Genomic DNA, 14,590 nt, shown 5'->3' with positions numbered 1-14,590 from the left:
CCTTCCGCAAGGGCCCGACGCCCGCGCACCTGACAGGATGCGCGGGCGTTGGGCCCTCGTCATGCGGGAACGCGAAGGACGACGGCGGCCGCACGCCCCGTCTCAGCAACTCAGCTCTCGGAGGCTGCGGTGAGCTCCTGGAGCAGGCGCTGGACGCGGGCGTCGATGTCGTCGCGGATCAGGCGCATGCGCTCCATGCCCTCGATCCCGCGCGCGGACGGCTCGTCGGTCTCCCAGGTCTCCAGGCGGCCATCGAGCGGGATCTCGGTGTCGAGCCGGGCCTCGGTACCCAGCACCACCACACGATCGGCGCGGCGCAGCAGGTCCGGATCGATGGAGCTGGGCTGCCCCTGGGACATGTCCGCGCCGAGCTCGGCGACGGCCTCCACGGACTGCGCGTTGAGCTTGCTGCCGGGCTCGGTGCCTGCCGAGCTGACGCGGACGGCGCCCTGGGCTCGGTGGTCCATCAGCGCTGCGGCCATCTGGGACTTGCCGCCGTTGCGGACGCAGACGAAGAGGATCTCGGGACGGGTGTCGTCGTTCATCGGAATCTCCTGGGGGTGGGTCGGTTCAGGCGCGGAAGGCCGGCACGGTGGGGTCCCCGGGGAAGAGCCTGCGCCCTGCCCAGAGGCTGACGTAGACGAGGCCCACCAGCACGGGCACCTCGATCAGCGGGCCGACCACTCCCGCCAGCGCCTGGCCCGAGGTCACGCCGAACGTGCCGATCGACACGGCGATGGCCAGCTCGAAGTTGTTGCCGGCGGCGGTGAAGGCCACCGTCGTCGAGTGGGCGTAGTCCAAGCCCGCGGCCCGGGAGGCCAGCAGCGCCAGGGCGAACATGACCACGAAGTAGGCCAGCAGCGGCAGCGCGATCCGCGCGACGTCCCACGGGCTGGAAGTGATCGCCTGACCCTGCAGCGCGAACAGCAGCACGATGGTGAACAGCAGCCCGCGCAGCGCCCAGGGGCCCAGGCGCGGCAGGAACGACTCCTCGTACCACTGCCGCCCCTTGGCCCGCTCCCCCAGCACGCGCGTGAGGAAGCCGGCGAGCAGCGGGATGCCCAGGAAGACGAGCACGCTGAGCACGATCGCCCCGACCGAGAACTCCACGGAGGTCGTCGCCAGGCCTAGCCAGGAGGGCAGGACCTGCAGGTAGAACCAGCCCAGCGCGCCGAAGGCGATGACCTGGAAGACGGAGTTGATCGCCACCAGAACCGCAGCGGCCTCGCGGTCGCCGCAGGCCAGGTCGTTCCAGATCAGCACCATGGCGATGCAGCGCGCCAGCCCCACAATGATCAGCCCCGTGCGGTACTCGGGAAGGTCGGGCAGCAGCAGCCAGGCCAGGGCGAACATCAGCGCCGGGCCCACGACCCAGTTCAGCACCAGCGACGTCCCCATCAGCCGGGGGTCGGCGGCGATGCGGCGGGTCTCGTCGTAGCGGACCTTGGCAAGCACCGGGTACATCATCACGAGCAGCCCCACCGCGATCGGCAGGGAGACGCCTGCAATCGAGACGGACTCGAGCGCGGTGTCCAGACCCGGGATCAGCCGCCCCAGGGCCAGACCCAGCGCCATGGCCAGCAGGATCCACACCGGCAGCCAGCGATCGGTGAAGGACATGGCCTGCATGACGGGCTGGTCGGGGGCGGTCGTCGCAGCGTCAGCAGCCAAGGAGCGCAGGCCTCTCAGATCGATGGATGTCGATGGGAGGCTACGTCTTCATATCGGCGTTCGTCAATGTATTGTAAGGGCATGAGCGCCATCGCACGCGAGCAGAGCACAGAGGGCACACAGGCCATGGCATCCGGCCAGGAGTGCTGCTCGCTGTCCGCCGGGCCGCTGAGCTCCGCGGACGCCGAGCGCTCCGCTTCCATGTTCAAGGCACTGGGCGATCCCATGCGCCTTCGACTGCTCTCCCACGTGGCCGCGCAGGGCTGCGAGTCCGTATGCGCCTGCGATCTCACGGAGCCACTGGGGATCAGCCAGCCTACGGTGAGCCATCACATGAAGCGCCTCGTGGAAGCCGGCCTGATCGTCCGGGAACAGCGGGGCCGCTGGGCGCACTACAGCGTGGTGCCGGAGGCCTTCGCGCGGCTGCGCCAGGTGCTCGACCTGCGCTGAGCGACCCGCGCGGCTCAATCCTTCAGCGGGTGCGCGGCCTCCTCGCGCGCCATGCGGAAGGCCAGCCACACGACGACAGCCATCACCGCCGGCACGATCGCTGCGGCGGCGAAGATGGCCTCCACGGGAACCACCGTGGACAGCGGCCCCACGACGGCCATGGACACCGGCATGAGCAGCAGCGAGACGAAGAAGTCCAGGCTGGAGACGCGTCCGAGCATCCGTGCCGGCACGCGGCGCTGCAGCAGGGTCCCCCACAGCACCTGGCCGATGCCGTCGGTGGCTCCCACCACGATCATGATCGCGACCAGCACTGCCCAGGACTCGGTGAAGCCCACGAAGAGCAGCGGCAGCGTGCCGAAGCCCCAGGCCACCATGATCCAGGTCAAGTACCGCCGCGGCAGGGGCATCCCGGAGATCACCAGCGCACCCACTGCCGAGGCCGCGCCCGTGACGCCCAGCAGCAGACCGACTTCCGCAGCCCCGCCGCCGAAGGAGTCGCGCACCACGAACGGCAGCAGCACTTCGAGCGGGCCGATGAAGCAGAACACGGTGATCACCGCGAAGATCAGGGTGCCCATCAGCCACGCGGTGCGCCGGACGTAGGAGACGCCGTCCATCATGTCGGCGAGCATGGAGCGCAGCCCGCCCGACGGGGCCGAGGCGGGGTCGGGCGGGAAGAGGGTGACGGGCTCGTCGTCGCCGTCCTGCCGGTGAGCCTGGGCCCCGGTGACCAGCGGGGCCGCTGACGGCAGCTGCGGGAGCTGGCCCGTGACCGGGTCCGGGGCCAGCTCGGGCACGCGCAGGCCCAGGATGATCGCCACGGCGACCGCGTAGCAGAGGGCGACCATGGCGAAGCCTGCGGTCGGCGAGAGCGCCGCGGCCAGCAGCCCGGCCAGCGCGGGCCCTGCGGCCGTCTGCAGCAGGGGCCGCGCGGAGCCCTCCAGCCCGTTGGCCGCCAGCAGCGCCTCGGCCGGCAGCAGCCGCGGCAGCGAGGCGGAGTAGGACGGGTAGAAGATCCCTACGCCCGCGAAGACCAGGAACGACGCCGCCGCCAGCAGCCCCACGCTCAGCATCCCCGTGGCGCTGAGGATCGCGGTGACGGCGGTGACGAGCGTGGAGGAGAGCAGCACGCCGCGCAGGACCAGGTGCGGCGGGAAGCGGTCGGCCACGACCCCGCCGATCAGCGCGAACATCACCACGCCCACCGCGCCGGTGGCCGAGACCACGGAGAGCTCGACCGGGGAGCCGCCCTGGGCCATGACCTGGAAGACGATGGTCAGCGCCCAGGTGCCCTGCGCAAGCACCACGGCGAGCATGGCCGCGGCCAGCCGCGGGTAGCCCGCATAGCTGAAGGGGGCCACGGCCCGCCGCGCGGCCCGGGAGGCTCCCGCCAGCCGACGACGCCCGCCCTGGCTCGGTTCGGGCTCAGGCGTGGGCTGCGGCGGCTGGTCGTTCGGGGTCATCGCGGGAAGTCTAGATGCTGGCGATCAGGGGCCGACCGGGCTGCGCTTGGGCAGCCTGGGCCGGCTTGGCGCTACAGCAGCCCGCGGATCACGAGGACGAGCCCCACCACAGCGAGCAGGGCGCCCATCACGCCCATGGGGAGCATGATCCGCGGGCCGCCACGCGCGATCCCCTTGTTGATGACGTGCTTCTGGAACAGATATGCGACGACTATCGAAAGACAGCCGATGCCGAACAGAGCAATACCCAAGGCATCCATGCCGGGACTCACCTAACCTTCCATACTTTCGCACACGAACTACCACCGCGGCGCGGCCGAAGGCCTCACCCTGACGCTGATGTGGTTGGGCAGCAGACTCGGGATCGCAGGCCGCTGGGCGCTCGGCGCCGGTCTCCTCGCCCTTGGTGCGGCTGTCGCTCTTCTGGCCGCCTGGCGGTATCGCGGCAGATCCGCCTGTTTCGAGCTCAATCGCGAACAGTGGTCCGGCCAGACCGGTTGCCTGGGGTTACTGGGTCCCTTCGGCGGGCTGTTCGTCGCTCAGATTCTCTCCGACATCCTGGCCGACTCCGGTGCAGGCTTGCTGCCCCAGATCGGGCTGGCGGTGGTGTTCGACCTGGCCCTGTGGCTCGGGATGCGCGCCTGGACCCGGCGCGCTTCGAGACCGCGCTGGCCCTGCTGGACAGCCGGCTGGCCGTCGTCCGGGAGGACAAGCGGCCCGGTTCCGAGCGTCCTTGTTCCGGACAGCGGGTGCATTTGAGCTTCCAGGGCGAGCAGGCGATCCTGCATCACCTGGCGCACCTTGAGGAGATGGCGCAGCGCGGCTGAGTCTCAGCGTCCGTCGGGCGCCCCCACCGCCGCCAGGCAGACTTCCCGCGTCACCGGCCAGGCGGGATCGCTGACCTGGATCAGGTCGTTGTGCTGCGCGCCCCGCACCAGCTCGATCCGCCCGGCCTGCCCCTGCGAGCGCAGCCGCTCCAGGTACGGCTCGACGGTCTGCACAGGAACCGTCCGATCATCGATCCCGTGCACCACATGCACGGGGAAGCCCGTGGGCAGCTGCTCCAGCGGCGAGGCCAGCGCGTAGCGCTCGGGCTGCTCCTGGGGCGTCCCGCCCAGCAGGTCCACCACGAACTGATCCTGGTCCTCCTCCACGGCGCGCACCGGATCCAGCACGCCGGCCAGAGAGATCGCGCTAGCCACGGAGACCTCGCTCTGCGCGGCCAGGGAGGCGAGCAGCTCTGCGGGGCCGTCGTCGCCGGTCGCCGCAGCCGCCCCCAGGGCCCCGGACACTGCCCCTGCCGCCCAGACCGCCAGGTGCCCGCCGGCGCTGTGCCCGACCAGGTGGATCCGCTGCGGATCCGGGGTGAAGGGAGCGTGCTCGCTGAGGCGGGCCACCGCCTGCACACCGGTCAGCGCATCCGCGAACGTCCCCGGCCACCCGCCCGGGGACGGCGTCCCGCGATAGGCCGGCAGCCACACCGCCACGCCGTAGCGCGCCAGGTCGCGGGCCGCGCCCAGAACGTAGTCCCAGCTCGACGTCTCCCGCCAGCCGCCGCCGTGGAAGAAGACGATCACGGGCAGCCGCTCCCGACCCCACGATCCGCGCTGCGGCAGCACGAGATGCCCGTACTGGCCCCGATCCTGGGAGCCCCAGACGATCACGCCGACGTCGTCCCAGCCGCCGGCCCGGGAGCGCCCGGCGACCACGAGCGACTGTGCCTGCCCAGGTCGCACTGGAGTGCTCGCTGCCAGACCGGCACCGGCCAGGACCGTGAGGCCGGCACCGCGCAGCAGCACCCGCCGCGGGATCCGGGCGCTCACGCGGCGCCGAGCGGGATCTGCTCGAGCAGGGCCTGGCGCGCCCGGAACCAGGGCTCGCCGTGGACGTCGGCCCACGCGTCGTGATCGGCGTAGTCCAGGATCACGATCCGCCCGGAGTTGCCGGTCTCCTCGTGGCGCTGCACGTAGCTGCGGGTCGTGGACTCGGGAATGGTGGCGTCGTTGCGCCCGTGCAGGACGTTGACGGCCCGGTCCAGGGGCAGCTGGTCGATCGGGGAGGCCATCTCGTAGCGCTCGGGATCCTCGTCCGGGTCGGCGCCGCTGAGCAGGGAGCGCACCAGCCAGCCTCGCTGCGAGCGCTCGGCGAGCTCGAGGTCGTAGACCCCGGCCATCGCCGTCGCCGAGTGGGCGATGACACGGCAGTCGCTTCCGGGGGCGCCCTCCGGGAGCAGGTCGCGCCCCAGCGCCCACGCCGCCAGATGCCCGCCGGCGCTGTGGCCCAGCAGGTGGACCTGTTCCAGATCCGGGGTGAACTCCCCCGGCTCGCCGAGCTCGGCCACGTAGTCGACGGCATCCGAGACATCATCGAAGGTCTCCGGCCAGCCGCCGGGGCCGTCGCTGCCGTCGATCCCGCGGTAGGTGGGCACCCACACGGCCACGCCCCAGCCCGCCAAGTCCCATGCCAGATCGGCCATATACGAGGGGTCGGAGGCGTCGTTCCAGGAGCCGCCGTGCAGCATCACGACCACGGGATGAGTGGGGCGCGAGGACCCGTCGCCCCAGGCCTCCGGGTCGGGCACGAGCAGCCAGCCGGTCTGGCGCTCGTCATCCGCGCCCCAGGTGTGGCGGCCGCGGTCCACGGGCCTGCCCGCGGGCTCGCGATCCGCGGGGTCCCGCCACTGCTGCGCGCGCTGCTGGCCCACGGGCGTGGCGACGCTCGCCCCCACGCCGATGGCCAGGGCCAGACCTCCAGCAGCCTGCAGCAGGCGGCGACGTCGGATCGCCCCCGGCGCTGCGGCCCTCTCGGCGCGCTCCTGGAGCCGACGGCGCTCCTGCTCTGCTGCCAGCTCGCGCGCCTCTCGCCTGGATCCCGGTTCGGGGCGCGGCTGCTGCGCGCCGTTCACGACCCGCGGACCACGGGACGCAGGGCGAGGTCCTCGGTCTCGCGCCCCCACTCGGACCAGGAGCCGTCGTAGATCGTGAGGTCGCGGTCCTCCCACCCGGCGGCCACGGCCGCGAGCGCCCCGACGCAGGCGGAGACGCCCGAGCCGCAGCTGAAGGCCACGGGGCCTCTCCCGCCCAGGCGCTGCTGAAGCAGGTCGTCCAGCTCGGCGGGCGGCAGCAGGTGCCCGCCGGGGGCCAGGTCGCTGAACGGCAGGCTCACGGCGCCGGGCATGTGACCGGCGCGCAGCCCGGGACGCGGCTCGGGGGCGGTGCCGGCGAAGCGCTCGGCGGAGCGGGCGTCGGCCACGGCGCCGTCGCGCTCGGCCAGGCGACGGGCGACGTCGTCGGCATCCGTGAAGGCGCGCGGATCCAGCTGCACGCGCGGAGCGGCGACGGGTTCGGGGCTGTCGTCGAGAGGACCCTCCGGGCGGCCCGAGGCGATCCAGGCGGGCAGGCCGCCGTCGAGCACGTAGGGCGTGCCGACCCCGGCGGCGCGCAGCATCCACCAGGCGCGAGCCGAGGAGAACAGGCCCTGGCGGTCGTAGGCGACCACCACGGTCTCGTCCCCGATCCCCAGCTCGCCCAGGCGCTGCGCGAAGTCGTCGGCGCCGAGCATGGTGTGCGGGATGTCGGCCTCCTGATCGGACAGCGGGCCGTCCAGATCGAAGCGACGCGCACCCGGGATACCGGTGGCGGCACCGCGCTCACCCATGATCGAGGCGTCGATGACCACGACGTCGTCCAGGTGATCGGCCAGCCAGTCGGCGTCGACGACGGGGCCCTGCGGGAGATGCTCGGAGCGCGCGGTGTCCATGTCCGGCATCTTCGCACTCCCGCCCGTCCAGCACAGCGGCGCAGGCCGCACTGGAGGCGGATCGACCCGAAAGGGACTACAGCAGCGCCCGCGCGCCGCGGCGCACGGCGTCCTCCAGCTGAGCCAGGGCCGGAAGCGCCGTGGACCAGCGCTGCAGGTGCAGGCTCACCGCCTCCGGGTGGAGGCCGGGAACGGGCAGCAGCGGGGTGTCGGCGGCGGCGAAGGGCGCCCCCGGCAGCTGGAGCCGCGGCACCATGCCCCATCCGATGCCGTCGGCGATCGCTCGCACGAAGGCCTCCGCCGAGGGCACCCGGTGCTCGGGCGGGCGGCCCGTGATGCCGGCCCGGTGCAGCGCCGCGGACTGGAGGTCGTCCTTGTCGTCGTAGACCACCACGGGGAGACGGGCGAGGTCAGGCTGCGGTCCCGCGTGCTCCAGCAGCCAGGCCACCGCGCGGGGTTCGTAGACCATGGCGCCCAGGGGGATCGTGCGGCAGCCGGTGACCGGAGCCGAGGACGTGGTGATCGCCGCCGCCACCTCACCGGCCAGCAGGAGCCGGCGGGAGTGGTCCTGGTCCTCGGCGCGCAGTCGCACGCTGATCCCGGTGCCGGGTGCGGCCAACTCCGCCAGGACAGGGCGGAACCAGGTGGCCAGCGAGTCCGCGTTGACCGCTACGTCCAGCGGCGTGGACTCGGCCTGATCCATGCCGAGCTCGACCCGGGCGGCGTCGTGCAGGGACAACACCTGCCGGGCCATCCGCAGCACGGCCTCCCCGGGCTCGGTGGGGCGCACGGGCGCGCTGCGGCGCAGCAGCACGCGGCCCGTCTGAGACTCCAGGGCCTTGATCCGCTGGCTGACCGCCGGCGGGGAGATCTGCAGCCGGGCGGCAGCGCGGTCGAAGGCGCCCTCGTCCACGGCCGCCACCAGGGTGCGCAGCTGCTCGATGTCCACTTTTGAATCTCTTATCTGTGTTCAGGATCTTTCGCTGGCCTGAAGGGTAGCTGCACCGTAGGTTTCCTGGCCATGGACATCTACTTCACCGGCATGCTCACCGGCCTGGCCCTGATCGTGGCCATCGGCGCCCAGAACGCATTCGTGCTGCGGCAGGGCATCCGCCGGGAGCACGTGCTGGTGGTCGTGGCCATCTGCACGGCGGCCGACGCCTTGCTGATCACGGTGGGCACGCTGGGCATCGGCTCGGTCGTGGAGCGGGCTCCGTGGTTGCTCACCGCGCTGCGCTGGGGCGGGGTGGCATACCTGGTCTGGTTCGCGATCGGGTCGTTCCGCTCGGCCCTGTCTTCTCATTCCCTCACAGCCGACGACGCGGTGGGCCCCGGCGGGTCGCTGCGCAGGGTCGCCCTGACCACCCTGGCGCTGACCTTCCTCAACCCGCACGTCTACCTGGACACCATGGTGATGCTCGGCAACCTGGCCAATCAGCACGGGGACCAGCGCTGGACCTACACGCTGGGCGCGATCACCGGGTCGGTGCTGTGGTTCCCCGCGCTCGGGCTGGGGGCGCGGGCGCTGGCCAAGCCGCTGAACCGCCCCGGGACCTGGCGCGCCGTGGACATCGGGGTGGGCGTGGTCATGCTGCTGGTCGCGCTGCGGCTGGTCGTGGCGGGGTGAGAAGCGGGCTTGTGCTGTCGGATCCTCGGCGCATCCTGCTGACATGGACACGCACGCACCGGCTCCCGGGCCCGGCCGCGGCTGGAGCGGCACCGTCTTCTGCGGGGTGAGCCTGGACGGCTTCATCGCGCGGACCGACGGGGACATCGGCTGGCTGGAGGCGCCGGTTCCTGCCGGGCAGGCAGCGCCCTCCGGCTCGGGCGCCGAGGCCGTCCCGGACTTCGAGGCCCTGCTGGCGCGCGTGGACCACCTGGTGATGGGCCGTGCCACGTTCCAGAAGGTCCTGGAGATCGGCTTCTGGCCCTACGACCCCGTCCAGGTCATCGTGCTCAGCTCCACACTGACCGGCCCGCAGCCCCACGGCGCGCTCGTCGCACCGGACATGTCCGCCGCCGTCGCACTGCTGGAGTCCCGCGGCGCCCGCGGCGTCTACTGGGACGGCGGCGCCACGATCCAGGCGGCTCTGCGCGCCGACCTGGTGGATGAGCTCGTGGTGACCACGGTGCCCCGGCTGATCGGCGGCGGCATCGCCCTGTTCGGGGCGCTCGAGCACGATCTCCCGCTGCGGCTGCGCGGCAGCAGGGTGCTGGACGGCGGGATGGTGAGCACACGGTACGACGTCGTGCGGGAGGTCTCGTCGGGCTGAGCTGCTCGCCGTATCGTGGCCCCGGATCACCGCAGCGGTGCTCCGCACCCCTGTCGAGAGGACCCGCCGTGCCCCAGTTCTTCATCTCCGTGAACCACTCCGATGACTTCCAGATGCCCGAGGGCGTCTCCATCGAGCAGCTGCACACGGACGTCATGGCCTTCAACGAGAAGATGGCCGCAGAGCAGCGCATCGTCTTCGTGGGCGCCCTCGAGCAGCCCGCCTCCGACGCCCGCCTGGTGGATGCCACCAGCGGCGAAGCCCTCGTGGCGCAGGAGACGGCCTCCGGTGCGGAGATCCAGCTGGGCGGCTTCTGGATCCTCGAGGCGGCCGACCTGGACGAGGCGCTGAATCTGGGGGCGCAGGCCTCCGCCGCCTGTCAGGGCGCCGTCGAGGTGCGCAAGATGCAGGGCGAGGGCTGAGCCCTGTCCGCTGAGCCGGCGCGGGTCTGCGTCGTCGTCGATCGACCGCTCGCGGCGGTCGCCGCCGTGGCCGCAGACCCGCGCCGGCTGCCCGAATGGGCCGCCGGCCTGACCGGGGCAGAGGTCACACCGAGCGAGCAGCCCGGGGTGTGGGTCACCGAGTCCCCCATGGGCCGCGCCCTGGCGCGCTTCACCGGCGGAGACGACCCCGGCGTGCTCGATCACGAGGTCACCCTGCCGGACGGATCGACCACGCTGAACCGGTTCCGGGCTTCGTCCTGCGCCGGCGGAACCGAGCTCGTGTTCCTGGTGGAGCCCGCTGCCGGCGCCTCGGCGGACGACCACGCGCGGGACGTCGCCATGGTGCGCGCGGATCTCGAGCGGCTGCGGGAGCTGCTGGAGGGCTGAGATTCTGCCTGAGGGCTCGACCCCGCGTGGCCCTCAGGGCATCCGACAGAACATTCCGGCGGAGACGTCGTGCCGGTCCTGGAACCCGTGACGCGCGTACAGCCTCCGGCCCGGAGGATCGGCCATGAGGGAGACGTATGCGCCGGCTGGTGCGCGATCGGCGATCTCCTGGAGCAGCCGGGTCAGGATCGCATCGCCCAGGCCCTGCCGCTGATGCTGCGGGTGCACGGCCATGTCCGTCACCTGGAACATCCAGCCGCCGTCGCCGATCAGGCGGCCCATGCCCACGGCCGCTCCCTCCTGCGTGACATGAGCGGCGGCCCAGCCGCCTGCGACCGCGATCGACGCCTGCTCGGGAGTGACCGGCGAGAGCCCCGCCTCCCGCCGCAGCATCGCGAAGTCCTCCGCCGACGGCGCGGCCATGTGCAGCTCATACCCGTCCGGAATCTCCATCCCCCCATCCTCCCCCTCCCACGCCGAGTGGATACTCAGTTGCGCTATTCGGGCGGATAGCGCAACTGGGTATCCACTCGGTGGTGGGGGTGGATGCAGGAGTGTTTCGGTTTGATCACGATCACATCGCGGGACTCGAAAGTGCACTGCTCATCTGGGCACGGTGGGGCTATGGAGACACTTCCTGCGACTCCGACGGCGGACCGGGTGACGAATGCGCTGCGCGCCGTGCAGCGGCGATTCCGTCCGGTCTGGTGGCACCGTCTGCCCGAAGGACTCGACACTGACCACCATGCTCGTGATCGCGGGCTGGCCGTCATGCTCGTCCTCACGCTGAAGGTCGCCGACCGCAGCTATCACCGCAACATGTCGCGCATGTGGGCCGACCTGGGCGCCGCTCCCGGCCACGCCGAGGCCGCACCTCCGCTGGACGATCCGCGCACCCTGCAGCTCAGGGCGGCCCAGGGCGCCTCCCAGGAGGCCCGGGGCTCGGCCTTGTGTGATGACCTCGGGATCAGCGCGGACGAGGCCCTCGAACGGCTCCGGGAGCTCGAGGACTTCGGTCTGATCAAGGGCTACCGGCGGTTCCTCGAGAGCCGCTGGGAGGAGAGCCGCTGGTATCGGAGCACCCCTGTGGGCGAATCCGCGCTGGCCGGCCAGCTGGCGGCCATGAGGCAGGACTCCCATGCGTGAGCACACGCCATCCGCCGCAGGAGATGCGTTGACAGCTCCGCGGGAGAGCTCGTGGGCTGACGTCGACGTCGCCCTGGAGCAGGCGCAACGGCGGTTGCATCCTCGCTGGTGGGCCAGCTTGCCCGAGGCCGCTCTGCTCCTGGTCGCACTCACCGCCATACTCAGCTCCGTTGCCTGGGGATGGCTGATCTTGGTCTGCATCAGCATCCTGATCATCTTCGGACGCATGCGCCCTGCTCTGGTGGGGGCCGAACACCGCTACCCCGCGTATGGCCCGGCCTCCGTCTCGCTCCTTGTGTCGAAGTCCCTCGCGCTGATCTGGATCATCTGGGCCATCTGGAGCGTGCCGGAAGGCCGCCCGCTGGGCACATCCTTCGCGCTGGCACTCCTCACCGTGACTGTCGTCGGAATTCTCGAGCTGCTCACCCAGCGGATGCTGGCCACCTCGATGCCCAGTGCCGGTCGGCGGTGGGCCTCCCTGGCCAGACGACCCGAACTGCATCCGGCACTTCGTGACCCGCTTGTCCTGCGGGCCATGGTGATCCTTCACCCCACACGGAAGATGCGAGTGACGCAGCTGGCCGCCGACCTGGAGCTGGACCGTGACCGCGCAGAGGCCGTTGTCGAGGACCTGGCTGGTCAGGGGCTGGTCACGCTCCGGAGGAAGATCGTCGACGGCCCCGACCGTCTCTGGGCGAGTTCCATGGGCCGCGGCCAGACAGTGCTGGAGGCGCACCTGGCAGCCATCCAGAGAGGAGCAGAATGACCACCGCTCAGCCCAACCCGTCTCCCGCGCAACGGCTCGGACAGCGGCTCATGCCGGGGCGGTTCGACTTCCTTGTCTTCACCCTGGCGGGGTTCTGGTATCTCCTGGCGAACTGGGCGGGTTCCCCATGGCTCATGGTGGCAGCATCCACCGTCGCCCTGATCGCAGGAGGCCTGGGCCAGTTCCTCCGTCATCGCCGCGACGGCGCGGTGGCGCACCAGCGCTTCGGCATGAATGGCCGGCTGGGCTGGGGGATCGCCGCGATCTGGCTGACAGCCGCTGTCGCCATTTTCGTCTCGGGGGTGGTCTTCGACCCGCAGGAGTGGCCGGCGTGGAGCCGGGGCGCGCTGGCCTTCGCGGTTGCCTTCGGACTTCTGATCACCGGCCGCCGATGGCTTGCCGCGCGATCTCAGCACATCGCCCAGTCCCCTGGGCCTGCATCCTCACTCCGTGCGGATCCCCGAGGGACCCCCGCCGACGTTCTGTGCGATCTGCTGTCCCGCACCCAGATGATGCGCGTCGACGCCCTCTCGGTGGACCTCTCGATCCCACCCGAAGAGCTCGGCCCGCGCCTGGAATCACTGATGGACGCTGGCGTCGTCGGCCGCAGGATGAAGGACGACGGCCCCGTGGACGACCACCATTGGGTGCACCTGAGCTTCCACGGGGAGCGGCAGCTCACCACCGCCTGACACCTCCGCCGAGTGGACACCCAGTTGCATTGTTCGCCCCGATAGCGCAATTGGGTATCCACTCGGCGGGGTGTGGCGGGCGTAGCGTAGGAGGCATGTCTGAGATGCAGCGAAGTGTCGACGTCGTCGTGGTCGGCGGCGGATCCGTGGGCGAGAACGTGGCCCAGTACGCGATCGAGGGCGGGCTGTCCGCGGCGATCGTGGAGCACGAGCTGATGGGCGGCGAGTGCTCCTACTACGCCTGCATGCCCTCGAAGGCACTGCTGCGCCCGCTCGAAGTCGTGGCCGCCGCGCAGCACCTGCCCGGGGTGACCGGCGCGCACACGGACGCGGACGCGATGCTGGCTCGCCGCGACAGCTTCGTCTCCCACTACGACGACGCCGGCCAGGTCTCCTGGGCCGAAGGCGCCGGGGCGGCCGTCGTGCGCGGTCACGGCGAGCTGAGCGGCGAGCGTACGGTGCGCGTGCGGGCCGACGACGGCAGCGAGCAGACCCTGCACGCCGAGCGCGCCGTGGTGATCGCCACCGGCAGCACCGCGTCGATCCCGTCGATCTACGACGGGCTCGGTGCTTGGACCTCGCGCGATGCGACCGGCGTCCGCGAGATCCCGCAGCGCCTGGCGATCGTGGGCGGCGGTGTGGTCGCCTGCGAGGCCGCCGCCTGGATGGCGGGGCTCGGCTCGCAAGTCACCATGCTGGTCCGCGGTGAGACGCTGCTGGGCGGCATGGAGCCGTTCGCCGGCGAGCACGTGGCCGAGGGGCTGCGCCGCGCCGGTGTCGAGATCCGCTTCGGGGCCTCCGTCTCCTCGGCCTCCCGGCCCGACCTCCGCGACACCGGCCTGGGCAGGATCCATGGCGGCCCGGTCTCGCTGTCGCTGGGCGACGACGAGCTCGAGGTTGACGAGCTGCTCCTGGCCACCGGGCGCCGACCGGCGCTGGATGCCGTGGGGCTCGAGGCCGTGGGCCTGAGCGCCGAGGACGTGCTCGAAGGGCGCCTGCCGTCGTGGCTCCACAGCGTGGGCGATGCCTCCGGCGCCGCCATGCTCACCCACACCGGCAAGCACGACGCCCGTGTGCTCGGCTCCCGCCTGGCCGCTGAGGCCGGGACGGCGCCCGCCGAGACGCCCGAGCCCCAAGACATCCCCGTGCCGCAGGTGGTCTTCACCGACCCGCAGGTCGCCGCCGTGGGATGCACCGAGGCGCAGGCCCGCGAGAGCGGTCTCGATGTCGTGGTCGCGCAGGTGCCATACGGATCCGCGGCCGGATCGGCGCTGCTGCGCGACGACGTCGACGGCACCGCCCAGCTCGTGGTCGACCGCGGCGCGGGAGTCGTGGTGGGCGCGTCGTTCGTGGGCCCGGAGGCCGCCGAGCTGCTGCACGCTGCCACGATCGCGATCGTGGGCCGGGTTCCGGTGTCCCTGCTGCGCCATGCCGTCCCGGCCTATCCCACGGTCTCGGAGCTGTGGCTGCGTCTGCTGGAGCAGCTCCCCCGCGACCTCCGCTGACCCCAGCCCCGCCCACCCCGCCCCCTCCTCGC

Annotated in this window: 19 protein-coding genes; 10 read left to right on the top strand and 9 right to left on the bottom strand. The window is 71.8% G+C overall.

Annotation, left to right across the window (positions count from 1 at the left end; genetic code table 11):
• Nucleotides 1-110 precede the first annotated feature (110 nt).
• Together QSJ40_RS00340 and arsB are read right to left on the bottom strand one after the other, a co-directional pair.
• Nucleotides 111-545, bottom strand: coding sequence for an arsenate-mycothiol transferase ArsC (locus tag QSJ40_RS00340; protein WP_006214018.1), 435 nt, complete (start codon nucleotides 543-545; stop codon nucleotides 111-113).
• Nucleotides 546-570: 25 nt separating this feature from the next.
• On the bottom strand, nucleotides 571-1,629 hold the full coding sequence (arsB, locus tag QSJ40_RS00335; protein ID WP_053448069.1) for an ACR3 family arsenite efflux transporter: 1,059 nt from the start codon (nucleotides 1,627-1,629) through the stop codon (nucleotides 571-573).
• Nucleotides 1,630-1,752: 123 nt separating this feature from the next.
• Here arsB and QSJ40_RS00330 point away from each other — a divergent pair, with 123 nt between their 5' ends.
• On the top strand, nucleotides 1,753-2,121 hold the full coding sequence (locus QSJ40_RS00330; protein ID WP_006214016.1) for an ArsR/SmtB family transcription factor: 369 nt from the start codon (nucleotides 1,753-1,755) through the stop codon (nucleotides 2,119-2,121).
• A gap of 14 nt (nucleotides 2,122-2,135) precedes the next feature.
• Here QSJ40_RS00330 and QSJ40_RS00325 read toward each other — a convergent pair whose 3' ends face one another.
• Nucleotides 2,136-3,587, bottom strand: a complete 1,452-nt coding sequence (locus tag QSJ40_RS00325) for an MFS transporter (RefSeq protein ID WP_285728326.1) — start codon at nucleotides 3,585-3,587, stop codon at nucleotides 2,136-2,138.
• Nucleotides 3,588-3,658: 71 nt separating this feature from the next.
• Nucleotides 3,659-3,859, bottom strand: a complete 201-nt coding sequence (locus QSJ40_RS00320) for a hypothetical protein (RefSeq protein ID WP_053448070.1) — start codon at nucleotides 3,857-3,859, stop codon at nucleotides 3,659-3,661.
• A 351-nt stretch (nucleotides 3,860-4,210) separates the two neighbouring features.
• On the opposite strand from QSJ40_RS00320, the gene QSJ40_RS00315 reads away from it, so the two are divergent.
• On the top strand, nucleotides 4,211-4,414 hold the full coding sequence (locus QSJ40_RS00315; RefSeq protein ID WP_285728325.1) for a hypothetical protein: 204 nt from the start codon (nucleotides 4,211-4,213) through the stop codon (nucleotides 4,412-4,414).
• A 3-nt stretch (nucleotides 4,415-4,417) separates the two neighbouring features.
• Here QSJ40_RS00315 and QSJ40_RS00310 read toward each other — a convergent pair whose 3' ends face one another.
• The 4 genes from QSJ40_RS00310 to QSJ40_RS00295 form a co-directional block, all read right to left on the bottom strand.
• On the bottom strand, nucleotides 4,418-5,410 hold the full coding sequence (locus QSJ40_RS00310; RefSeq protein ID WP_285728324.1) for an alpha/beta hydrolase family protein: 993 nt from the start codon (nucleotides 5,408-5,410) through the stop codon (nucleotides 4,418-4,420).
• On the bottom strand, nucleotides 5,407-6,492 hold the full coding sequence (locus QSJ40_RS00305) for an alpha/beta hydrolase family protein (protein WP_285728323.1): 1,086 nt from the start codon (nucleotides 6,490-6,492) through the stop codon (nucleotides 5,407-5,409). The genes QSJ40_RS00310 and QSJ40_RS00305 overlap by 4 nt, the downstream gene beginning before the upstream one ends.
• Nucleotides 6,489-7,346, bottom strand: coding sequence for a sulfurtransferase (locus tag QSJ40_RS00300; protein WP_201023902.1), 858 nt, complete (start codon nucleotides 7,344-7,346; stop codon nucleotides 6,489-6,491). The genes QSJ40_RS00305 and QSJ40_RS00300 overlap by 4 nt, the downstream gene beginning before the upstream one ends.
• A gap of 76 nt (nucleotides 7,347-7,422) precedes the next feature.
• On the bottom strand, nucleotides 7,423-8,295 hold the full coding sequence (locus QSJ40_RS00295) for an ArgP/LysG family DNA-binding transcriptional regulator (protein WP_058871926.1): 873 nt from the start codon (nucleotides 8,293-8,295) through the stop codon (nucleotides 7,423-7,425).
• A 72-nt stretch (nucleotides 8,296-8,367) separates the two neighbouring features.
• On the opposite strand from QSJ40_RS00295, the gene QSJ40_RS00290 reads away from it, so the two are divergent.
• The 4 genes from QSJ40_RS00290 (at nucleotide 8,368) to QSJ40_RS00275 (ending at nucleotide 10,449) form a co-directional block, all read left to right on the top strand.
• Nucleotides 8,368-8,973, top strand: a complete 606-nt coding sequence (locus QSJ40_RS00290) for a LysE/ArgO family amino acid transporter (RefSeq protein WP_204782418.1) — start codon at nucleotides 8,368-8,370, stop codon at nucleotides 8,971-8,973.
• A gap of 43 nt (nucleotides 8,974-9,016) precedes the next feature.
• Entirely contained in the window at nucleotides 9,017-9,619 is a 603-nt protein-coding gene (locus QSJ40_RS00285) for a dihydrofolate reductase family protein (protein ID WP_285728322.1), read from the top strand.
• Nucleotides 9,620-9,687: 68 nt separating this feature from the next.
• Nucleotides 9,688-10,041, top strand: coding sequence for a YciI family protein (locus QSJ40_RS00280; protein ID WP_006214006.1), 354 nt, complete (start codon nucleotides 9,688-9,690; stop codon nucleotides 10,039-10,041).
• A 66-nt stretch (nucleotides 10,042-10,107) separates the two neighbouring features.
• A complete protein-coding gene (locus QSJ40_RS00275) occupies nucleotides 10,108-10,449 on the top strand; it encodes an SRPBCC family protein (protein ID WP_281196863.1) in 342 nt (113 codons plus the stop codon).
• A gap of 33 nt (nucleotides 10,450-10,482) precedes the next feature.
• Here QSJ40_RS00275 and QSJ40_RS00270 read toward each other — a convergent pair whose 3' ends face one another.
• The gene (locus QSJ40_RS00270; RefSeq protein ID WP_285728321.1) at nucleotides 10,483-10,902 is read right to left on the bottom strand and encodes a GNAT family N-acetyltransferase; all 420 of its coding nucleotides are present in this window, start codon (nucleotides 10,900-10,902) and stop codon (nucleotides 10,483-10,485) included.
• 207 nt (nucleotides 10,903-11,109) lie between these two features.
• On the opposite strand from QSJ40_RS00270, the gene QSJ40_RS00265 reads away from it, so the two are divergent.
• From QSJ40_RS00265 to QSJ40_RS00250, 4 genes are all read left to right on the top strand, one after another.
• Nucleotides 11,110-11,595, top strand: coding sequence for an Lrp/AsnC family transcriptional regulator (locus QSJ40_RS00265; protein ID WP_206391195.1), 486 nt, complete (start codon nucleotides 11,110-11,112; stop codon nucleotides 11,593-11,595).
• On the top strand, nucleotides 11,588-12,361 hold the full coding sequence (locus tag QSJ40_RS00260) for a hypothetical protein (protein WP_206391196.1): 774 nt from the start codon (nucleotides 11,588-11,590) through the stop codon (nucleotides 12,359-12,361). Before QSJ40_RS00265 ends, QSJ40_RS00260 begins: the two co-directional genes overlap by 8 nt.
• On the top strand, nucleotides 12,358-13,053 hold the full coding sequence (locus tag QSJ40_RS00255; RefSeq protein WP_206391197.1) for a hypothetical protein: 696 nt from the start codon (nucleotides 12,358-12,360) through the stop codon (nucleotides 13,051-13,053). The genes QSJ40_RS00260 and QSJ40_RS00255 overlap by 4 nt, the downstream gene beginning before the upstream one ends.
• 104 nt (nucleotides 13,054-13,157) lie before the next feature.
• The gene (locus QSJ40_RS00250) at nucleotides 13,158-14,558 is read left to right on the top strand and encodes a dihydrolipoyl dehydrogenase family protein (protein WP_082331102.1); all 1,401 of its coding nucleotides are present in this window, start codon (nucleotides 13,158-13,160) and stop codon (nucleotides 14,556-14,558) included.
• Nucleotides 14,559-14,590 lie beyond the last annotated feature (32 nt).

This window comes from Kocuria sp. NBRC 114282 (assembly GCF_030268385.1).
GTDB lineage: Bacteria > Actinomycetota > Actinomycetes > Actinomycetales > Micrococcaceae > Kocuria > Kocuria palustris.
The sequence above is the reverse complement of the archived record's forward strand: the minus strand, read 5'-3'. Positions and strand labels throughout refer to the sequence as shown.